General features: G+C 71.9%; 9 protein-coding genes. 8 read left to right on the top strand and 1 reads right to left on the bottom strand.

Annotated features, from left to right (window positions below; translation table 11 throughout):
• Positions 1-554: 554 nt before the first annotated feature.
• The 8 genes from ACFFGY_RS10080 (at position 555) to treY (ending at position 21,189) form a co-directional block, all read left to right on the top strand.
• Entirely contained in the window at positions 555-2,027 is a 1,473-nt protein-coding gene (locus ACFFGY_RS10080) for a gamma-glutamyltransferase (RefSeq protein ID WP_377044349.1), read from the top strand.
• A gap of 68 nt (positions 2,028-2,095) precedes the next feature.
• Entirely contained in the window at positions 2,096-3,229 is a 1,134-nt protein-coding gene (locus ACFFGY_RS10075) for a pyridoxal phosphate-dependent aminotransferase (RefSeq protein WP_377044370.1), read from the top strand.
• A 469-nt stretch (positions 3,230-3,698) separates the two neighbouring features.
• Positions 3,699-6,935 (top strand): maltotransferase domain-containing protein, encoded by a 3,237-nt coding sequence (locus tag ACFFGY_RS10070; RefSeq protein ID WP_377044348.1) that lies wholly within the window; start codon positions 3,699-3,701, stop codon positions 6,933-6,935.
• Between the two features lie 9 nt (positions 6,936-6,944).
• Positions 6,945-10,199, top strand: a complete 3,255-nt coding sequence (gene treS, locus ACFFGY_RS10065; protein WP_377044347.1) for a maltose alpha-D-glucosyltransferase — start codon at positions 6,945-6,947, stop codon at positions 10,197-10,199.
• A complete protein-coding gene (glgB, locus tag ACFFGY_RS10060) occupies positions 10,189-12,387 on the top strand; it encodes a 1,4-alpha-glucan branching protein GlgB (protein WP_377044346.1) in 2,199 nt (732 codons plus the stop codon). Before treS ends, glgB begins: the two co-directional genes overlap by 11 nt.
• Positions 12,387-16,295 carry a glycogen debranching protein GlgX gene (glgX, locus tag ACFFGY_RS10055; RefSeq protein ID WP_377044345.1) on the top strand — a complete coding sequence of 1,303 codons (3,909 nt, stop codon included), beginning with the start codon at positions 12,387-12,389 and terminating at the stop codon, positions 16,293-16,295. Before glgB ends, glgX begins: the two co-directional genes overlap by 1 nt.
• Positions 16,292-18,394, top strand: coding sequence for a 4-alpha-glucanotransferase (malQ, locus tag ACFFGY_RS10050; RefSeq protein WP_377044344.1), 2,103 nt, complete (start codon positions 16,292-16,294; stop codon positions 18,392-18,394). Before glgX ends, malQ begins: the two co-directional genes overlap by 4 nt.
• The gene (gene treY / locus ACFFGY_RS10045) at positions 18,391-21,189 is read left to right on the top strand and encodes a malto-oligosyltrehalose synthase (protein WP_377044343.1); all 2,799 of its coding nucleotides are present in this window, start codon (positions 18,391-18,393) and stop codon (positions 21,187-21,189) included. The genes malQ and treY overlap by 4 nt, the downstream gene beginning before the upstream one ends.
• 134 nt (positions 21,190-21,323) lie before the next feature.
• Here the strand turns inward: treY and ACFFGY_RS10040 are convergent, their stop codons facing one another.
• Complete coding sequence (locus ACFFGY_RS10040; RefSeq protein WP_377044342.1) at positions 21,324-22,883, bottom strand: ABC transporter substrate-binding protein; 1,560 nt, start codon at positions 22,881-22,883, stop codon at positions 21,324-21,326.
• Between the last annotated feature and the right edge of the window lie 118 nt (positions 22,884-23,001).

Raw genomic sequence — 23,001 nt, 5'->3', positions numbered from 1 at the left:
TGGCTATCTCAGGATTCGCACCCTGATGGTCGCATACGCCTGATCGGGCCGCGAGGGCCAGAGGCACAAGGCCTCCGCGCTCACGCCCCTGGCGGAAACCGCCGGCGCGAGGCATCGAAATCACGGTTGCCGCTGCAACAACGCGCGGAACGCCCCGAGTTGCGGCGCAAGCCCCCTGACAGTCTCTTGGCCCTCCTCCTCGCAGCCCCCTTGGCATCCTGCCCCATCCGGAACCCCACGCCCCACACGTCACGAGGTGGCAGGCGGCCAGAGGCGGGGCGCCGGCCCGAGGTTGCTGCCCTTCGGGAAGGCGTTTATGCGCGCTCTGGGGCAGGTCCTGGCAGGGGGGCGCTTCCGGTTCGGCCGGAAACGGCGAATCCGGCCGGGCACCGCGGCCCCGCGCGGAACCGACCCTCCGCACAACACCGCAGCCCGTGTCTGGCGGGGCGGCTTCTTTGAGGAGCAGGGGCATCAGCATGGCGATGGCACGACCACGGCGAGGCAGCACCCCCAAGGCGGGTGAGGCGAGCCCTCGGCCCCTGGCCGCCCACCCCTTGGCCGCCCACCCCCAGCCCGCCCGTGCCGGCACCTCGCTCCCAACCGCGCTCCCACGGGCGCGGCGTGCCGTCTCCGCCCTTGCCGCGCTGCTGGTCCTGTCGGGCTGCTCCTCGATCAACCAGGTCACCTCGGCGCTGGGCCTGACCGGTTCCGGCCCACGGCCGGGCGAGCCGGGCTACGTCACCGGCTTCGCGGGTGCCGTGGCCAGCGAGGACCCGCGCGCGGCGCTGGTGGCGCGCGACATCCTGGCGGCCGGCGGCAGCGCCGCCGACGCGGCCGTGGCGGCAGGCCTGGTGATGACCGTGACGCTGCCCTCCCGCGCCGGGCTGGGGGGGGGCGGCGCCTGCCTCGTCTTCGACCCGCGCCGCGGCACCACCGACGCCATCGTCTTCCCGGCCGCCGCCCCGGCGCAGAACGCCCCCGGTGCCGATCGCCCGGCCGCCGTGCCACTGATGGCGCGCGGCCTTTACGCCGTGCACGCCCGGATGGGCCGCCTGCCCTTCGAACAGATGGTGGCGCCGGCCGAGCAGCTCGCCCGCTTCGGCGCGCAGGTGTCGCCGACGCTCGCCGCCGACCTCGCCACCGTCGGCCCCTCGCTGCTGGTGGACCCGCGCTCGCGCGCCGTGTTCGAGGGCGCCACGGGCACGGGCGCGCAGATCGTGCAGCCCGACCTCGCCACCACGCTGGGCCGCCTGCGCACCCTGGGCGTGGGCGACTTCCACCAGGGCGCCCTGGCGCAGCGCATCGCCGAGGCCTCCGTGGCGGCCGGCGGCGGCCTGCGGGTGGCCGACCTGCGCGACGCCCTGCCGCGCCTGACCACCCCGATCAATGTCGCGGTGGGCAACGACGTGGCCTCCTTCCTGCCGCCACCGGCTGATGGCGGCCTCGCCGCCGCGGCCGCCTTCAACGCCCTGCGCGCCGGCGCCTCGCCGGCCGCGGCGCAGAACACCGCGCTGTCGGTGGCGGCCGGCGCGCGGGCCGGCGGCGACCCGGCAACGCTGCTCGCCAACCCGCCGGCCGGCGGCTCGACGGGCGCCCTGCCCGCCTCGACCTCGCTGACGGTGGCCGACCCGGACGGCGGCGCCGTGAGCTGCGCCTTCAGCATGAACAACCTGTTCGGCACCGGCCGCACCCTGCCCGGGCTCGGCTTCCTGCTGGCCCCCGCGCCGCGCGGCGCCATCGCGCCGCCGCTGCTCTCGGCCGTGCTGGTCAGCAACAGCAACGTGAAGGCCTTCCGCTACGCCGGCGCGGGCTCCGGCCAGGAAGCCGCCCCGATGGCGGTGGCGGTGCCGATGGTGCCCTCGCTCGCCGGGCGCGGCATCCTGCGCGACGCCCTGGCCGCGGCGCCGGAGCCCGCGCGCGGCGTGGCGATCGGCTGCCCCGGCTACCTGCCCACCGAGCCCACCAGCTGCCAGGCGGCGGTGGACCCGCGCGGCGGCGGACTGGCCGTGGTGAACCGGGGGAACTGAGAGCTGCAACGGGAGCCGGGCGCTTGCTGAAGGTCGGACGCGGCGCCGAGGCGCCACCCTTCCTGGTGATGGACGTGATCGCCGCCGCCAACGCGCGCGCGGCGGCGCTGCCCCCGGGCGCCCCCGCGATCCTGCGCATGGAGGTCGGGCAGCCCGGCACCGGCGCCCCGCGCGGCGCGGCCGAGGCCGCGGCCCGCGCCCTGCTGGCCGGCGAGCCGATGGGCTACACCGAGGCCTTCGGCCGCCGCAGCCTGCGCGAACGCCTGGTGCTGCACTACGCCCAGCGCTACGGCTGCCCCGTGGCGCCGGGGCGCATCGCCGTCACGGTGGGCGCTTCGGGCGCCTTTCCGCTGGCCTTCCTGGCCGCCTTCGACCCCGGCGACACCGTGGCCATGGCGGCACCCTATTACCCGCCCTACGCCAATATCCTCACAGCATTGGGCATGCGCCCGCAGGTGCTGCCCTGCGACGCGTACACCCGCTTCCAGCCGACGGTGGCGATGCTGGAACGGCTCGACCCGCGCCCCGCAGGCCTGATCGTGGCCTCGCCCTGCAACCCGGCCGGCACGATGCTGCGGCCGGAGGAACTGCGCGCGATCGCGCTGTGGTGCCACCAGAACGGTGTCCGGCTGATCTCGGACGAGATCTACCACGGCCTCAGCTACGGCATGGAGGAGGCCACGGCGGCCGCCTTCAGCGAGAGCGCCGTGGTGGTGAACAGCTTCAGCAAGTACTTCTCCATGACCGGCTGGCGCATCGGCTGGATGGTGCTGCCCGAGGACCTCGTCCGCCCGGTGGAGTGCCTGGCGCAAAACATGTTCATCTCCGCCCCCCACGTGTCGCAGGTGGCGGCCGAGGCCGCTTTCGACTGCACCGCCGAGCTGGACGCGAACCGCGACGCCTACGCCCGCAACCGCGCCGCGCTGCTGGGCGCGCTGCCCACGCTGGGCTTCCGCCGCATCGCCGAGGCGGACGGCGCCTTCTACCTGTGGTGTGACGTGTCGAATCTCACCAACGACAGCGTCACCTTCTGCGCCGAGATGCTGGCCCAAGCCGGCATCGCCGCGACGCCGGGCGTGGACTTCGACCCCGACCGCGGCCACAGCTTCCTGCGCTTCTCCTATTGCGGCCCCGAAGCCGCGCTGCGCGAGGCACCGGACAGGCTGGCGCGTTGGCTGGCCGATCGCGCCCCCGCCGGCTGAGCGCCGCTCACCCGCCGCCGCGCGGGTGATCTCTGGCTGCCACGGCCATGCCCCGGCGTGGTGGACGGGTCATACCCCGCACCCCGCCGCGGTTATTCTCCCGGTCTGACGAGCCTCCGCCCCGCTGACCGTCCGGCCTGACCGTCTGCGCCCCCTCCACTTTGGCCCGCGCCAGCAGCGCCGGCGGCAGGCCGTGCGCGGGCCCGCCGCCGCGCCCGCGCGCCCGCCCCGCATCCGGAAGCGAACCGGCCGTGCCCAGCCCCGCCACGCCGGGGCGGTTCACGGAACTATCCTCCCGCCGGCGGACAACCGATCCACGAAGCCCGCGTTGCACCCTCGAACCCCTCACGCGCCTCACGCGCTGTTGCGGGGTTCGTCGCTTGGCCGGGCCCGCCCTGCCTGCAATGAACCTTTGTCCTCAGCCGTCGATCGCCCCGCGGTCGGCCACACGGAAGCGCCCTGGGAATTCATGACCGACGCCACCCGCACTGAGCCGTCCACCTACTACCTGCTCCCCTCGCTGCTGGGCCCCTTGCGGGACTGGTCGGGTGAGCTCCAACGCATCGCCGCGCTGGGCTTCCGCGCCGTCGCCATGCCGCCGCCGCTGGCGCCCGGGCGCTCGGGCCACCCCTTCTTCGTGTCGGACCACGACCGCGCCCACCCGCTGCTGGAAGCGCCTGGCGACGGCACCGACGCCATCGCCCGCATCGCCGCCGCCGCGCGCGAGGCCGGGCTGACGCTCACGCTCGACCTCGTGCTGAACCGCTTCGCCGACGACCACACCCTGCGCACGCAGGAGCCGGGCTGGTTCCGCGACAACGGCGCCGGGCGCGCCGACCCGCGCGAGCTGCCCGCGCTGCGCGGCACGGTGGAAACCGACCTGCACCATGATGGGCTGATCGGCTGGTGGGAGGACCGGCTGCGACGCTGGGCCGCCGCCGGCGTCGCAGCCTTCCGCTGCGAGATGCCGGCCGCCGTGCCGCCCGACACCTGGCGCCGCCTCATCGCCGCGGTGCCGGACTGCCGCTTCATCGCCTGGACGGTGGGCACCGCGCGCTCCGACCTCGCGGCGCTGCGCGGGCTGGGCTTCGCCGCCACCGCCTCCTCGGCCGCCTGGTGGGACTACGCCTCGCCCTGGCTGATGGAGGAGCGCGAGGCGCTGCTCGCCGTGGCGCCGCCCGTGGCCTTTCCGGAAGCGCCCACCGGCGCGCGCGTGGCGGCGGACCAGGGCGACCCGGTGCTGCGCGCCCGCACCGCGCGCCGCGCGCTGGCCTTCGCCGCCGCCTTCGGTGACGGGCTGCTGGTGCCCATGGGCTTCGAGTTCGGCGCCCGCACGCCGCTGGACGCCGCGCAAGGCCGCCCGGGGGATTGGCAGTGGCTGCGCGAGCACGCGCCCTATGACCTGTCGGAAGACCTCCGCGCCGCCAACGCCGTGGCCGCCGCCGCGCGGGGCGCCGGCGGGGCGCTGCAACAGCTCACCGCCCCGGGTGCCGCCGTCACGGCGCTGCTGCGCGTCGACGGGGCGGATGCCCGCGCGGCCGGGGGCGCCACGCTGATCCTCGTGAACTCCAGCCTGCGCGTCGCCGCCACGCTGCAGCCCGAAACGCTGCTGCCGATGCTGGGCGGCATGCTCGGCACCTTTGAGCGCGACCTGACACCCGGCACCCCGGTGACGCTGGAACCGGGCGAGGTCCGCACCCTGCGCACCGGCCGCGGGGTGCCCGTGCTGATCCCCGAACCCGCGCGAATCCCGGCCGCGGCCGCGGTCGAGTGGCCCCGCATCGCCATCGAGGCCGTGACGCCGGCGGTGGACGAGGGCGCCTTCCCCGCCAAGCGCACGGTGGGCGAGCTCGTGACCGTGGAGGCCGACGTCTTCACCGATGGCCACGGCAAGCTGGCCGCTGCCCTGCTCTGGCGCGCGGCGGATGAGGAGAACTGGCACGAGGTCCGCCTGCGTGCCCTGCCCAACGACCGCTGGACCGCGAGCTTCCCGCTGGAGCGCCTGGGCCTCCATCAGTTCGCGGTGGAAGGCTGGATCGACGTTTTCGAGGCCTTCCGCGACGAGGTGACCAAGAAGCACGCGGCCGGCGTGCCGATCCACCTGGAGCTCGAGGAAGGCCGCCTGCTGGTGGCCGCCGCGGCCGAGCGTGCCTCGGACGCCCAGGCCGGGCTGCAATCCCTGGCGGCCGCGCTGGTGAACGCCCCGGATGGCGAGCGGCTGACGATGCTGCTCTCTGCCGACACCGCCGCGCTGATGGCAACCGCCGACGACCGCCCGCACCGCTTCCGCGCCGGCCCCTTCCCCGTCGATGCCGAGCGCACCGCGGCCAGCTTCGCCAGCTGGTACGAGATCTTCCCCCGTTCCCAGAGCGGCGACGTCAACCGCCACGGCACCTTCCGCGACGTCATCACCCAGTTGCCGCGCGTCAAGGCGATGGGCTTCGACGTCCTTTACTTCCCGCCCTTCCACCCGATCGGGCACAAGAACCGCAAAGGCCGCAACAACACCCTCACGCCCGGCCCGAACGATCCGGGCAGCCCCTACGCCATCGGCTCCGAGGCCGGTGGCCACGACGCGCTGCACCCCGAGCTCGGAACCTTCGAGGATTTCGAGGCGCTGCGCCTCGCGGCCGTGGAGCACGGGCTGGAGCTGGCAATGGACTTCGCCATCCAGTGCGCCCCGGACCATCCCTGGCTGCGCGAGCATCCCGAATGGTTCGACTGGCGCCCGGACGGCTCGCTGCGCTACGCCGAGAACCCGCCCAAGAAGTACGAGGACATCGTCAACGTCGACTTCTACGCCGAAGGCGCCAAGCCCTCGCTGTGGGTGGCGCTGCGCGACGCGGTGATGTTCTGGGCAGACCGCGGCATCCGTACCTTCCGCGTCGACAACCCGCACACCAAGCCGCTGCCCTTCTGGCAATGGATGATCGCCGACATCAAGGCGAAGTACCCCGACAGCATCTTCCTCAGCGAGGCCTTCACCCGCCCGAAGGTGATGTACCGCCTGGCCAAGGCCGGCTTCTCGCAGAGCTACACCTACTTCACCTGGCGCAACACCAAGGCGGAGATGCAGGACTACGTGACGGAGCTCGCGACCACCGCGCCGCGCGACTTCTTCCGCCCCCATTTCTTCGTCAACACGCCCGACATCAATCCGCGCTTCCTGCAGACCGGCGGCCGCCCGGCGCACCTCCTGCGCGCGGCGCTGGCCGCCACGCTGTCGGGTCTGTGGGGCGTCTACAACGGCTTCGAGCTGTGCGACGCCACGCCGGTCCCGGGCAAGGAAGAATACCTCGACAGCGAGAAGTACGAGATCCGCGCCTGGGACTACGAGCGCCCCGGCAACATCGTGGCCGAGATCACGCGCCTGAACAGCATCCGGCGCGAGAACCCGGCGCTGCAGACGCACCTCAACGCGCGCTTCCACAACGCCTTCAACGACAACGTCCTGTATTTCGGCAAGAACACGCCGGACCGCGCCAACTGCCTGCTGGTCGCGATCAGCATGGACCCCTTCAACGTGCAGGATGCCAGCTTCGAGGTTCCGCTCTGGGAGTGGGGCCTGCCCGACAACGGCGTGCTGGAGGCGGAGGACCTGATGCGCGGCCACCGCTTCCGCTTCGAGGGCAAGACGCAGCACCTGCGCCTCGACCCCAACGACCTTCCCTTCGCCATCTGGCGCGTGCGCCCGGCCGGCACCTGAGAACACGAGATGACGATGTCCGAAGACCCCCACTGGTACCGCGACGCGGTCATCTACCAGCTGCACATCAAGAGCTTCTTCGACAGCAACAACGACGGCATCGGCGACTTCGCTGGGCTGATCCAGAAGCTCGACTACATCGCGGAACTCGGCGTCGACACGCTGTGGCTGCTGCCCTTCTACCCCTCGCCGCGCCGTGACGACGGCTACGACATCTCGGAATACCGGGATGTCAGCCCCGATTACGGTACCATGGAGGAAGCGCGCCGCTTCATCGACGAGGCGCATCGCCGCGGGCTTCGCGTCATCACCGAGCTGGTGATCAACCACACCAGCGACCAGCACCCCTGGTTCCAGGCCGCCCGCAAGGCGCCGCCGGGCTCACCGGAGCGCGACTACTACGTGTGGTCCGACCGTGACGACCTGTACAGCGGCACGCGCATCATCTTTCTCGACACCGAGAAGTCGAACTGGACCTGGGACGAGGAAGCCAAAGCCTATTTCTGGCATCGCTTCTACTCGCACCAGCCGGACCTGAACTTCGACAACCCGCGCGTCATGGTGGAAGTGCTCAACACCATGCGCTTCTGGCTCGACGCCGGCGTGGACGGGCTGCGCCTCGACGCCGTGCCCTACCTGATCGAGCGCGACGGCACCACCAACGAGAACCTGCCCGAAACGCACGAGATCCTGAAGATCCTGCGCCGCAAGGTCGACGAGGAATACCCCGACCGCATGCTGCTGGCCGAGGCCAATATGTGGCCCGAGGACACGCAGCAGTATTTCGGCCAGGGCGACGAATGCCACATGGCATTCCACTTCCCGCTGATGCCGCGCATGTACATGGCGATCGCCCAGGAAGACCGCTTCCCGATCAGCGACATCCTGCGCCAGACCCCGGACATCCCCGAGGGCTGCCAGTGGGCGATCTTCCTGCGCAACCACGACGAGCTCACCCTGGAGATGGTCACCGATCGGGAGCGGGACTACCTCTGGAACACCTACGCCGCCGACAAGCGCGCGCGCATCAACCTCGGCATCCGCCGCCGCCTGGCCCCGCTGCTGGAGCGTGACCGCCGCCGCATCGAGCTGATGAACGGGCTGCTGATGAGCATGCCCGGCACGCCGGTGATCTACTACGGCGACGAGATCGGCATGGGCGACAACATCTATCTCGGCGACCGCGACGGCGTGCGCACGCCGATGCAGTGGAGCCCCGACCGCAACGGCGGCTTCAGCAAGGCCGACCCCGCCGGCCTCGTGCTGCCGGCCATCCAGGATCCGCTCTACGGCTTCGACGCGGTGAACGTTGAAGCGCAGATGCGCGACGCGCACTCGCTGCTCAACTGGACGCGGCGGATGCTGGCCACCCGCAAGCGGTCCCGCGCCTTCGGTCGCGGCGAGATGCGGCTGCTCTATCCCGGCAACCGCAAGGTGCTGGCCTACCTGCGCGAGCACGAGGGCGAGACCATCCTGTGCGTCTTCAACCTCAGCCGCGCGGCGCAGGCGGTGGAGCTGGACCTGTCCGCCTTCGCCGGCCGCGTGCCGGTGGAGATGCTGGGCGGCACCGCCTTCCCGCCGATCGGGCAGCTCACCTACCTGCTGACCATCCAGCCCTACGGCTTCTACTGGTTCGTGCTGGCCACCGAGCAGGCGCTGCCGCCCTGGCACGTCAAGGCGCCCGAGCCGCTGCCCGACCTGCGCACCCTGGTCTTCCCCGCCACCGCCACGGCCTTCGGCGAAGCGCAGAAGCGGGAGCTGGAGCGCGAAGTGCTGCCCAGCTACCTGCCCAAGCGCCGCTGGTTCGCCGCCAAGGGCGAGGCGCTGGAAGGCGTGGCACTCCGCGCCATGGCGCCGATGCCGGGCGCCCGCTACGTGCTGCTGGCCGAGATCGAGGCGAAGCTGCCCGGCCGCACCGAGCGCTACTGCCTGCCGCTCGCCGCGGTGGAGGATGACGACAGCGCCAGCCCGCTGGCCTATCAGCTCGCGGTGTCGCGGGTCCGGCAGGTGCGCCGCGTCGGCTACCTGACCGACGCCTTCGCCTCCGACGACTTCGCCCGCGGCGCGGTCGAGAACTTCCGCAACGGCGCCTCGGTGGACAGCGAGGACGGCACGATCCGCTTCATCGGCAGCGACCGCCTCGGGGCAATGGAACTGCCGGCGGAGCCTGAGCTGCGCCGCCTGTCGGCCGAGCAGTCGAACTCCTCCATGATCATCGGCGACCAGCTGGTGCTCAAGATCATCCGCAAGCTGGCGCTGGGCATCCACCCGGAAGCGGAAATGACCCGCCACCTGACGGAGGCGGGCTTCGAGAACATCGCGCCGCTGCTGGGCGAGGTGGTTCGCACCGCACCCGACGGCACTCCCGTGACGCTGATGCTGCTGCAGGGCTTCGTGCGTAACCAGGGCGACGGCTGGGGCTGGACGCTGGACTGGCTGGGCCGCGCGGTGGACGAGGCCGCGCTGTCGGACAACCCGGCGCAGGACGTCTTCGCGGGCTATCTCAGCTTCGCTTCCGCCCTCGGCCGCCGGCTGGCCGAACTGCACGCCGTGCTGGCCCGCCCCTCCGCCAACCCGGCCTTCTCGCCGGCGGAAGCGGAGGAAGCCGACCGTGCCGCCTGGCGCGACGGTGCCCTGGCGCAGCTCGACCCGGCGCTCGATCTGCTGCGGCAGGTGCGCGACCTGAACGAGGCCGACGCCGCGCTGGCGCAGCGCTTGGTCTCCCAGGCCGAGGCGCTGCGCGAGGTGGTCGGCCGCCTGGCGCAGTCCGCGGCCGGCGCGCTGAAGACCCGCGTCCACGGCGACTTCCACCTGGGCCAGGTGCTGGTCTCGCAGGGCGACGCCGTGATCGTGGACTTCGAGGGCGAGCCCGCGCGCTCGCTGGAGGAACGCCGCGCCAAGGGCTCGCCGCTGCGCGACGTGGCGGGCCTGCTGCGCTCCTTCGACTACGCCGCCGCGGCCGCGGCGCAGACCGGCGTCACCGGTGCGGGCGACGCCGCCCCGCCGGAGCGCCGGATGGCGCTGCTGGAACGCTTCCGGGGCGAGGCCTCCGACGCCTTCCTCCAGGCCTATCGCGCGGTGGAGCGTGCCGCCCCGAACCGCTGGGCACCGGAGGCGAGCGAACAGGCGCTGCTCGACCTCTTCCTGATCGAGAAGGCGGCCTACGAGATCCGCTACGAGGCGGCCAACCGGCCCGCCTGGCTTCCCCTGCCCCTGCGCGGCCTGGCCGCGATCGTCGAGAGGCTGATCCCCGATGCGAAGTGAAGCCGACGCCCGCGCCCTGATCGAGGGGCGCCACGGCGATCCCTTCGCCGTGCTCGGCCCCCATGGCGGCTGGGTCCACGCCTTTCTGCCCGGTGCCCAGACCGTCGAGGTCGTGGCCCGCGAGGGCGAAGAGGTGCTGGCCAGCCTCCAGCAGACCGATCCCGCCGGCCTGTTCGAAGGGCCGGTGAGCCGCGAGGTCCCCTATCGCCTGCGCATCCAGTGGCCGGGCGGCGTGCAGGAGGCCGAGGACATCTACAGCTTCGGCCCGCAGCTGGGCGAGATGGACCTCTACCTCTTCGCCGAGGGCCGCCACCGCGAGCTGGGCAAGGTCTTCGGTGCCCAGGCCACCACGGTCGACGGCGTGCCCGGCGTCCGCTTCGCCGTCTGGGCCCCCAACGCGCAGCGCGTCTCGGTGGTGGGCGACTTCAACTCCTGGGACGGCCGCCGCAACGTCATGCGCCAGCGCGTCGAGGCCGGCGTGTGGGAGCTGTTCATCCCGCGCCTGACGCCCGGCACCGTCTACAAGTACGAGATCCGCGGCCATGACGGCAGGATCCAGCCGCTCAAGGCCGATCCGGTGGCGCTGGCCGCGCAGCTGGCACCAGCCACTGCCTCCATCGTGGTGGACCCGGCGCCCCATAGCTGGGGCGATGCGGAATGGATGGCGCGCCGCGCTGCCGCCGGCGCCCCGGACGCACCGATGGCGATCTACGAGGTCCACCCGACCTCCTGGTGGAAGAGCGACCGCAACGAGGCACCGGACTGGGACGGGCTTTCGGACCGGCTGATCCCCTACCTCACCCGCATGGGCTTCACCCATGTCGAGCTCTTGCCGATCATGGAGCACCCCTTCGGCGGCTCCTGGGGCTACCAGCCGCTGGGCCTTTTCGCGCCCACCGCGCGCTTCGGCACGCCCGACGGCTTCGCCCGCTTCGTGGACCGCTGCCACCAGGCCGGCATCGGCGTGATCCTGGATTGGGTGCCGGCGCATTTCCCGACCGACGCGCACGGGCTGGGCCGCTTCGACGGCACCGCACTGTATGAGCACTCGGATCCGCGCGAAGGCTTCCACCAGGACTGGAACACGCTGATCTACAATTTCGGCCGCAACGAGGTCCGCGGCTTCCTGATCGCGTCCGGCCTCCACTGGCTGGAGCACTACCACGTCGATGGCTTGCGCGTGGATGCGGTGGCGTCGATGCTCTACCGCGACTATTCCCGCAAGCACGGCGAGTGGGTGCCCAACCAGTATGGCGGGCGCGAGAACCTCGAGGCCGTGGCCTTCCTGCGCGAGATGAACACGGTGGTGAACGAGCGCTGCCCGGGCGCGCTGATGATCGCCGAGGAATCCACCGCCTGGCCGGGCGTCACGCGCCCCGTCGAGGAGGGCGGCCTGGGCTTCCACTACAAGTGGAACATGGGGTGGATGCACGACACGCTCCACTACATGCAGGAAGACGCGATCAATCGCCGCTGGCACCACGACCAGATGACCTTCGGCCTGGTCTATGCCTTTTCCGAGCGGTTCGTCCTGCCGCTGAGCCACGACGAGGTGGTGCATGGCAAGGGCTCGCTGCTCGGCAAGATGACGGGCGATGCCTGGCAGAAGCGCGCCAACCTGCGCGCTTATCTCGGCTTCATGTGGTCGCATCCCGGCAAGAAGCTCATCTTCATGGGCATCGAGCTGGCCCAACCCACCGAGTGGAACCACGACATCTCGCTGCCCTGGTACCTGCTCGACGATCCGGGCCATGCCGGCGTGCAGGACCTCGTGGCCGACCTCAACGCCGCCTACCGCGCGGTGCCGGCGCTGCACCGGCGCGACACCTCGCCCGACGGCTTTTCCTGGGTGATCGGCGACGACCGCGACCAGAGCGTCTTCGCCTTCTACCGCTGGGGCGAGTGGGGCGACGCGCCGGTGCTGGTGGTGTGCAACATGACGCCCGTGCCGCGCGAGAACTACCGCATCGGCGTGCCGTCCGAGGGCACCTGGCACGAGATCGTCAACACCGACGCGGCGCGCTACGGCGGCAGCAACATGGGTAATGGCGGCACGGTGGAGGCCGAGGCCATCGCCTCGCACGGGCAGGAGCATTCCCTGTTGCTGACCCTGCCGCCGCTGGCGACGGTGGTGCTGTCCACCGCCCCGCTGCCCACCGCCGCGCCCGCCAGCCTGCCGGGCGCCTGATGGCCGCGCGTCCGGACCGTCTCGACCCCGGGCGCCCTTATCCGCTGGGGGCGCACTGGGACGGGCTGGGCGTGAACTTCGCGGTCTTCTCCGCCCATGCGGAGCGGATCGAGGTGTGCATCTTCAACGCCTCCGGCCGCAAGGAGGTCGAGCGCTTCACCCTGCCGGAATGCACCGACGAGGTGTGGCACGGCTACCTGCCCGGTGCGCAGCCCGGCCTCGTTTACGGGTTGCGCGCCCACGGCCCCTACGAGCCGGAGCGCGGCCACCGCTTCAACCCGCACAAGCTTCTGCTCGACCCCTACGCGCGCAAGCTGCTTGGGCAGGTCGCCTGGTCCGATGCGCTCTACGGCTTTCGCGTCGGGCATCCGCGCGCCGACCTGAGCTTCGATCGCCGCGACAGCGCCGCCGCCATGCCCAAGGCCGTGGTGGTGGATGAGGGCTTCACCTGGGGCGACGAGCGCCACCCCGAAACGCCCTGGCGCGACACCGTCATCTACGAGGCGCACCTGCGGGGCCTGACGATCGGGCGCGACAGCATCCCCGCCCGCCAGCGCGGCACCTTCGCGGGCCTGGCCGACCCGGACATGATCGAGCATTTCCTCAAGCTCGGCGTTTCCGCGGTGGAACTGCTGCCGGTGCACGCCTTCGTGCAGGACCGCTTCCTGGTGGAAAAGGGCCTGCGCAACTATTGGGGCTATTCCACCCTGGGCTTCTTCGCACCCGAGCCCGCCTACCTCAGCAACAACTCCGTGCGCGAGATGAAGGTCGCCGTCCGCCGCCTCCACGCGGCCGGGATCGAGGTGATCCTCGACGTCGTCTACAACCACACCGCCGAGGGCAGCGAGCTCGGCCCCACGCTGAGCTGGCGCGGCCTCGACAACCGTTCCTACTATCGGCTGGGCGACGACAACCCCCGCTACTACGTGAACGACACCGGCTGCGGCAACACCGTCAACCTGCGCCACCCGCGCGTGTTGCAGATGGTGATGGACAGCCTGCGCCACTGGGTCACGACCTATCACGTCGACGGCTTCCGCTTCGACCTCGGCACCGTTCTGGGGCGCGAACGCGACGGCTTCGACCCGAACGGCGGCTTCTTCGACGCCATCCGCCAGGACCCGGTGCTGTCGCGCGTGAAACTGATCTCGGAACCCTGGGACCTCGGCCCCGGCGGCTACCAGCTCGGCAACCACCCGCCGGGCTTCGCGGAATGGAACGACCGGTTCCGCGACGACGTGCGGCGCTACTGGCGGGGCGACGCGGGGATGCGCCCCGGCATCGCGACCCGCCTCACCGCCTCGAGCGAGCTGTTCGACCGCCGCCGCCGCCGCCCCTGGGCCACGGTGAACTACGCCGCCTCGCATGACGGCTTCACCCTGCGCGACGCCGTGTCCTTCGAGGCGCGCCACAACCTCGTCAATGGCGAGGGCAACCGCGACGGCCACGGCGACAACCATTCGCGCAACTGGGGCGTGGAAGGCCCGACCGACGAGGCCGCCATCCTCGAAACACGCGCCCGCGTGCAGCGCGCCCTGCTCGCCACGGTGTTCTTCTCCGCCGGCACCCCGATGCTGCTGGCGGGCGACGAGATGAACCGCACGCAGCGCGGCAACAACAACGCCTACTGCCAGGACAACAGCACCTCCTGGGTGGACTGGAACGAGGCCGCCTCGCCCGAGGGCCGCGCGCTGACGGAGTTCGTGGCGCGGCTGCGCCGGCTGCGCCGCCGCTGGGCCCCGCTGCATCCCGACCATTTCCCGCATGGCCGGACGGAGCCGGCGCCCGGCCTGCGCGACACCGAATGGTTCGACCGCGCCGGTCAGGTCCTGCAACCGAACGACTGGCAGCACGGCAGCGAGCAGTGCCTGGTGCTGCGCCGCGTCGAGGCGGGTGCCGACGGCACGGTCCAGGCCGTGCTGCTGCTGCTGAACCCCGGCGCGGCGGAGCGTCGCTTCGCCCTGCCGCCCTCCACGCTGTCCTGGCAGCTGCTTCTCGACACCGCCCGGCCCGAAGCGCGGGAGCGCCTGCTCACCGCCGGTGAGCGCGACGTCGCCGTGGCCGCCCATTCCCTTCTTCTGCTCGGCGCAAGGATTTCTGACGTGCCCTCATCCCCCTCCACCCCGGCGACGCAGTGGGGCGCCCAGCTTCTGCCCGACGGCCAGCACGCCCGCTTCCGCCTCTGGGCCCCCAGCGTCACCGCCGTGACGCTGGAGCTCGACGGCCACGACATCGCCATGAAGGCGGAAGGCGACGGCTGGTTCGGCACCGAGGCCGCGGCCCGGCCCGGCGCACGCTACCGCTTCGCGGTGGGCGATGACCTGCGCGTTCCCGACCCGGCCTCGCGACGCCAGCCCGAGGACGTCCATGGTCCGAGCGAGCTCACCGATCCCACCTCCTATCGCTGGCAGACGGTGGACTGGCGCGGCCGGCCCTGGCACGAAACCGTGCTCTACGAGCTGCACGCCGGAACCTGCGGCGGCTTCGACGGCATCCGCGAGATGCTGCCCCGCCTGAAGGATCTGGGCATCACCGCTGTCGAGCTGATGCCGATCAACGAATTCCCCGGCAATCGCAACTGGGGCTACGACGGCGTTCTGCCCTTCGCGCCCGACGCCGCCTACGGCACGCCCGACGCGCTCAAGCGCATGATCGACGAGGCGCACGCGCTGGGCCTCAGCGTCTTCCTCGACGTGGTGTACAACCACTTCGGCCCGGACGGCGCCTACCTGCACGCCTATGCCAAGACCTTCTTCGACGAAGGCCAGCACACGCCCTGGGGTGCCGCGATCGACTTCAAGAAGCCCGCGGTGCAGAGCTACTTCGAGGAGAACGCGCTCTACTGGCTGCGCGAGTTCCGCTTCGACGGTCTGCGCTTCGACGCGGTGCACGCGATCTCGGAACAGGGCTGGCTGCGCAAGCTCGCTGCGCGCATCCGCAGCGAAATCACCGGCCGCCACGTCCACCTCGTGCTCGAGAACGAGGGCAACACCGCCAGCCTGCTGCGCGCCACGCCCGATCAGCCGCTGTTCGACGCGCAGTGGAACGACGACGGCCACAACGTCCTGCACCCGCTGCTGACCGGCGAGAAGGACAGCTACTACGAGGACTTCGCCGAGAACGGCGCCGAGAAGCTCGCCCGCGTGCTGCAGGACGGCTTCCTGTTCCAGGGCGAGATGATGCCCCACCTGGGCAAGCGGCGCGGCGAGCCCAGCAAGCAGCTGCCGCCCACTGCCTTCGTGCTGTTCCTGCAGAACCACGACCAGGTCGGCAACCGCGCCTTCGGGGAACGCCTGCCCGCCCTGGCCGAGCCGGCAGCCCTTCGCGCCGCCACGGCGCTGCTGCTGCTGGCGCCGCAGGTCCCGATGCTCTTCATGGGCGAGGAATGGGCGGCCAGCGCGCCCTTCCTGTTCTTCACCGACTTCCAGACGCAGGAACTGGCCGACGCGGTGCGCGAGGGCCGACGCAAGGAGTTCGCCAAGTTCGCCGCCTTCCAGGACCCGGAGAAGCGCGAGCGCATCCCCGACCCCAACGCGGAGTCGACCTTCACCGCCTCGATCCCCGACCTCGCGGAAGCCTCATCCGGCGAGCACGCAACCGTGCTGCGCCTCCACCGTGAGCTGCTGGCGCTGCGCCACCGCGAGATCATGCCCCGCCTCGTCGGCGCGACCTCGCTGGGCGCCGAGGCCGTCGGGCCCAAGGCCGTCACCGCCCGCTACCACCTGGGCGACGGCACCGAGCTGACGCTGGCCACCAATCTCGGGGCCGAGCCCGTCAGCCTGACCGCCCGCGGTGCCAGCACCCTCTTCGAGAGCAACCCGGGCGATGCCGAGGCGTTGGCGGGCGGCACCCTGCCGGCCCACAGCACCGTGGCGCTGCTCGACCTGCCAGAGAATTCCGGACCATGAGCGACCCTTCCCCCGCCGACCGGGACCTCCTCGCTCTCGCGGAGGATGCCGGCGTCGCCGCCGAATGGCAGGACGCGCGCGGCGAACTGAAGCGCACCGAGCCCGAGGTGATCCGCACCGTCCTCACGGCGCTGGGCCTGCCCAGCAACGACGCGGCGGCGATCCGCGACAGCCGGGAACGGCTGCGCCAGGCCGCGGAGCTGCCGCCGCTCTGCACCGCCGCCGCGAACCGGCCGGTGCTGCTGGGCGTTCCCGGCACGCCGGAGTTCACGATCACGCAGGAGGACGGCCAAACCGTCAGCGGCCGTGCCGAGCGCGAGGGCGCGCTGCTCCGCTTGGCCGTGCAGCTGCCGCCGGGTTACCACCGCCTGCAACTGGGCGATCGCGACACCACGCTGGCGGTGGCGCCGGACCGCTGCTTCTCGGTCGCCGATGCCCGCCGGCGCGGGGATCGTGACGCACGCCCCCGGGACAACCGCCCCTGGGGCCTGTCGGTCCAGCTCTACGGCTTGCGGCGCGAGGGCGACGGCGGGGTCGGCGACTTCACGGCGCTGGCGCAGTTCGCCCGAGCGGCCGCGACCAAGGGAGCGGACGCGCTGGCGATCAGCCCGGTACACGCGCAGTTCTCGGCCGATCCGGACCGCTTCTCGCCCTACGCGCCCTCCTCGCGCCTGTTCCTCAACGTCCTCCACGCCGACCCGGCCGCGGCGCTGGGCGAGGTTCCCTTTCGCGCCGCCCTGACCGCCACCGGCCTGGGCGAACGCTACGCCGCCCTGCAATCGACGGAGCTGGTGGACTGGCCCGAGGTCGCGCGCACCCGCCTCGCGATCTTCCGCTCCCTCTTCGACCACTTCACCCACGACGCCGATTTCGAGCGCTTCCGCGCGGAAGGCGGCGAGGCGCTGGAAAGCCATGCCCGCTTCGAGGCGCTGCACGCCCACCTCATCGCCCGGGACCCGGAGCACTGGGAATGGCGCGACTGGCCGGCGCAGTTCCGCGATCCGGCGGGTCCCGCCGTGGCGGAGTTCGCCCGCGACCACGCGCGCGAGGTCGGCTTCCACGTCTTCCTGCAATGGCTGGCCGATCGCGGCCTCGCGGATGCGCAGCGCGCCGCCACCGAGGCGGGCGCCCGGATCGGGTTGATCGCCGACCTCGCGGTGGGCACCGACCGCGGCGGCAGCCATAGCTGGAGCCGGCAGCGCGAAACCCTGCAGGGCCTGACCGTTGGCGCCCCGCCCGACATCTTCTCGCCGCTGGGCCAGAGCTGGGGCATCACCGCCTTCTCGCCGCTGGGGCTGAAGGGCGGCGGCTACGGCGCCTTCCTGGAAATGCTGCGCGCCTCCATGCGCCACGCCGGCGGCATCCGCATCGACCACGCCATGGGCCTCCAGCGCCTCTGGGTCGTGCCCGACGGGGCGGAGGCCAAGGACGGCGCCTACGTGCAGTTCCCCTCCGACGACATGTTCCGCCTCGTGGCGCTGGAATCCCAGCGGCACGAGGCCGTGGTGGTGGGCGAGGACCTCGGCACCGTGCCGGAAGGCTTCCGCGACCGGCTGGACAACATCAGCATGCTGGGCATGCGCGTCCTCTGGTTCGAGCAGGACGAGGACAAGAACTTCACCCCGCCCGCCAGCTGGTCCGCCAACGCCGCCGCGATGACCACGACGCACGACCTTCCCACCGCCGCCGGCTGGTGGTGCGGCAACGACATCGACTGGCGCGCCAAGCTGCACCTGCTGGGCAAAGGCAACGACGGCTCCGAGCAGCGCGAGGAGCGCGAGCACGACCGCGAGAACCTGTGGCGGAGCCTCCTGTCGAGCGGCGCGGCCGACGGTCCGATGCCGGCACCCGACGACGCCGCCACCATCGCCGACGCCGCGGTGGCGCATGTGGGCCTCGCCGCCTGCGACCTGGCGCTGCTGCCGATGGAGGACGCGCTGGGGCTGGTGGAACAGCCCAACCTGCCCGGCACCACCGACGAACACCCCAACTGGCGCCGCCGCCTGCCCGCCGTGGCGGCCGAAGTGCTCGACCTTCCCGATTGTGACCGACGCCTGGGCCGCTTCGCCGCCGGGCGCCATGGAGAAAACCGGACGTGATCCCCGAGACCCCCCGCGCCACGGCCCGGCTGCAGTTCCACAAGGACTTCACGCTCGACCACGCGGTGCCGCTCGTGCCCTACTACAAGGCGCTCGGCATCAGCCATCTCTACGCCTCGCCGCTGCTCAAGGCCCGTCCCGGCTCGACGCACGGCTACGACATCGTCGATCCCACCGTGATCAATCCGGAACTCGGTGGCGAGGAAGCGCTGAACCGGCTGGTGGAAGCCCTCCATGCCGAGGATATGGGCCTGATCCTGGACATCGTGCCCAACCACATGGGCGTCGGCGGCGCCGACAACCGCTGGTGGCTCGATGTCCTTGAGTGGGGCCGGCAGTCGCCCTACGCCGCCTTCTTCGACATCGACTGGAACCCGTCCGACAACACACTGCACAACAAGCTGCTGGCGCCCTTCCTTGGCGCGCCCTACGGCACGGTGCTGGATTCCGGCGACCTGACCCTGAAGTTCGAGCCCGAGACGGGCAAGTTCTTTGCCCACTACTTCGAGCACCGCTTCCCCATCGCGCCGCCGACCTACGACAACGTGCTGCGCGTCACCGGCGAGGATTCGCTTTCCGGCCTGGCGCAGCTCTTCGCCGGCGTCGGCACGCCCGGTCGCCAGGAAGCGGTGCGCGCCGCGGCCGACCTCGCCTGGGGCGCCCTGGCCCGCCACGCCGCGACGCCGGAAGGTCAGCGCAGCATCGAGGCCGTTCTCGCCGCCTTCGACCCCAAGACGCCCGCGGGACACGAGCGCCTGCACCGGTTGTTCGAGGCGCAGAACTACCGCCTCGCCTGGTGGCGCGCCGCGACGGATGAGATCAACTGGCGCCGCTTCTTCGACGTCACCAGCCTCGGCGGGCTCCGCCAGGAAGTGCCCGAGGTCTTCGACGCCACCCACGCGCTGATCCTCAAGCTTTATCGTGAGGGCAAGATCGACGGCGTGCGCGTGGACCACGTGGACGGCATGGCCGACCCGCGCGCCTATTGCCGCAAGCTGCGCCGCCGCCTGCGCAACGAAACGCCGCACCGCCCCGATGGCGCGCCCAAGGGCGAGCCGCTGCTGGTGATCGAAAAGATCCTGGCCCCGCGCGAGCACCTGCGCGGCGACTGGATGGTGGACGGCACCACCGGCTACAACTTCATGGACCAGGTGGCCGGCCTCCTCCACGACCCGGCCGGCGAGAAGCCGCTGACGGAGCTCTGGCACGACCTCACCGGCCGCCCCGCCCATTTCGAGGACGAGGCGCACGAGGCCCGCCGCCAGATCCTGCGCGAGAACCTGGCCAGCGAGCTGAACGGCACCGCCATCGCGCTGCATCGCGTGGGCGCGCGCGACCTCGCCACCCGCGACTTCACGCTGACCGCGCTGCGGCGCGCCGTCGCCGAGGTGCTGGTTCATTTCCCGGTGTACCGCCTCTACGTGAACTCGGCCGGCCGCAGCGAGGAAGACCGCCGCATCCTGGACCGCGCGCTGAGTGGCGCGCGCCGCACCATCGGCCGCGCCCAGCGCCCGCTGCTCGATCTGCTCGACAGCTGGCTGGGGGGTGAGCTGCCGCGCTCGCTGCCGATTGACCAGCGGCGCGAACGCTGGCGCGCCGCGGTGCGCTTCCAGCAGCTTTCCGCCCCGGTGGCGGCGAAGTCGGTGGAGGACACCTCCTTCTACCGCTATGGCCGGCTGATCTCGCGCAACGAGGTCGGCTCCGAGCCCAGCCACTTCACCGAGAGTCCCGCCGCCTTCCACGCCGCCTGCCGCGAGCGCCAGAAGCACTTCCCGCGCGAGATGATCACCACCGCCACGCACGACCACAAGCGCGGCGAGGACAACCGCATCCGCCTGGCCGTGATCTCGGAACTGCCCGAGGAATGGGCGGCGGCACTCGCCCGCTGGACCCGCCTGAACAACAGCCTCAAGCGCGAGGTCGAGGGCGGCCCGGCGCCGGACGCGACGGATGAGCTGATGCTCTACCAGACGCTTGTGGGCGCCTGGCCGCTGGACCTCGACCCGTCCGACGAGAAGGGCGTGGAGGCACTCATCACCCGCGTCGCCGCCTGGCAGGAAAAGGCGTTGCGCGAGGGCAAGCGCCGCTCCGAATGGGCCGTGCCGAACGAGGCCTACGAGAGTGCCTGCCAAGAGTTCCTGCGCAACATCCTGGCCCCAGGCCGCGCCAGCCGCATGCGCGAGGAGATCGCGGGCTTCGCCATGCGCCTCAGCCCCGCCGGCGCGCTGAACGGCCTGGCGCAGACGATCCTGCGCTGCACGACGCCGGGCATTCCCGACCTCTACCAGGGCACGGAGTTCTGGGACTTCTCGCTGGTGGACCCGGACAACCGCCGCCCGGTCGATTTCGAGGCCCGCCAGGCGGCCGAGCGCGAACATGCCGAGCCCGCCGCCCTTCTGGCGCACTGGCGCGACGGGCGGGTGAAGCAGGCGATCGTGTCGCGCGCCCTGAACCTGCGCGCCCGCCTGCCGGCACTCTTCGGCGAGGGCGAGTACATCCCCCTCGAGGTCACCGGCGCCCAGGCGGAGCACGTCCTCGCTTTCGCCCGGCGCCATGATGGCCAGACCGTGGTGGTGGCCGTCACCCGCCTCGCGGCCGGGCTGCTGGGGCCGGCGGAAACGCCGCTGGTGCCGGCCGACCGCTGGGGCGACACGGCGGTGCAGCTGCCGGATGAGCTGGGCGCCTCCTCGCTGAGCAGCACGCTGGGCGGCGAAACGGTGGAGGCGGGGCCCGCCATCCCGGCCGCGACCCTGTTCGCAACGCTGCCGGTGGCGCTGCTGGAAGCCGCCCGCTGACGCCGCGCGCCTGACGGGCCCGGGGCGCGCGCACCCTCCGCGCGCCCCGGAAACCGCCTGGCTAGCCCTTCCCGACCGGTCCTCCCCGCCTGGGTTCTTCCCGAGCAGGTTCTTCCCCCGGCAGGTTTTCTCCCTCAGGGCCGCAGGCGCAGCCCCTGCGGCCGGATCAGCCCGTCGATGTTGGGCACGAAGCCGTCCACCCGGTCGCTCATCCCCCACAGCCAGGTGTAGTGGTACAGGGTGATCTGCGGCATGTCGGTGCGGGCGAGTTCCGCCACCTGCCGGTACAGCGCCGCGCGCGCATCCGGCTCCGACAGGGCACGCGCCTCGGACAGCAGCGACTCCATGCGCGGATTGCAGTAGCGCCCGAAGTTGAACGGCCCGGCGCAGTTCAGCCAGATCGAGGCATTGGCATCCGGGTCCGCCCGGCCGCTCCAGGTCAGCAGCGCCGCATCGAATTCGCCCGCGAGGTTCTGCTGGTTGCCGGCATTGCTTTCGATCTGCTGCAGCGTGATGTCGAAGCCGGCCTCGCGCCCCATGGCCTGGATCACCTCGCCGATCTGCGCGTCGATCGGGCTCGTGCTCAGCGACAACGTGAAGCGCACCCGGTCCACCCCGGCCTCGCGCAGCAGCGCCTTGGCGGCCGCCAGGTCGGCACCCTTCACCGGCAGCGCCGGGTTCCAGTAGCGGCTGCCGGGCGCCTCGGTCTGGTTGCTCGGCACGAAGAGCCCGTCGAACACCACCTGGTTGATCGCTGCCCGGTCGATCGCGAGGTCCAGCGCCCTCCGCACCCGCGGATCGCGCCCGAGCGGCGTGTCGGCACGCGGCCCGTGCGCGGTGTTGAACTGCATGATCCGGTAGGCGGCCGCCACGTGCCTGGCCACGCGCAGGCGCGGATTCGCCTGCACCGCGGCCACGTCGTTGGGCGCCAGCTGGTCCGCGATCTGCAGCTGCCCGGACTGGAGGTTCAGCAGCCGCACGGTGGTGTCGGGGATCGGGCGGTACACGATGCGCCCGATCGTCACGGCGGCGGCGTTCCAGTAGCCGGGGAAGCGGTCCACCACGATGCGATCCTGCGCCACACGCTCCGTCAGCGTGTAAGGCCCGGCGCAGACCGGGCGCTGCGCCATGGCCTCGCCCTGCTCCTCGATGGCCTTGGGCGAGAGCATCATGCCCGAGCGGTCCGCCAGCACCGCCAGCAGCGGCGCGTAGGGCGCCGAAAGCCGCACCCGCACCGTCAGCGGGTCCACCACCTCGACCGCCGTGATCGGCGCCAGCTCCGCCCGGCGCAGGCTCTTGGGCATGGTGCGGGACCGTTCGAGGTTGCGGCGCACCGCCTCGGCATCCAGGCGCGTGCCATCCTGGAACTGCACGCCGTCGCGCAGGTGGATCGTCAGCGCCAGGCGGTCTTCCGACCATTCCCAGGAGGTCGCGAGCTGCGGCACCAGGTTCATCTCGGCATCGGTGTCGATCAGCTTGTCGCAGAGGGAGGCGAAGACGTTGCGGTCCACGTAGTTGCCGCTCTGCGCCGGGTCGAGCAGCCCGGGATCGCCGGCCAGCGCGATCGTGAGCACCGAGGCGCCCGCCGGGGCCGGCGTTCCACCCTGGACACCCTGGGCCGCGGCGGCCCCCAGCAGCGCGGCGGTGACCGCGAAGGTGGCGCCGAGGAGGCTCGAGGGGGATCGCACTGGCATTCTCCGTTCATCACGCACCGGCGCGCCCGGCGCCTCGCGGCGAGTGTTCCGCCAGCGATCCGGCTTGGCAATGGAGCGCGCGCCCTCCCGGGCCCCTTCTCCGCCACACCGATGCAGC

This window comes from Roseomonas elaeocarpi, assembly GCF_042433915.1.
Classification (GTDB): domain Bacteria; phylum Pseudomonadota; class Alphaproteobacteria; order Acetobacterales; family Acetobacteraceae; genus Roseomonas; species Roseomonas elaeocarpi.
The sequence above is the reverse complement of the archived record's forward strand: the minus strand, read 5'-3'. Positions and strand labels throughout refer to the sequence as shown.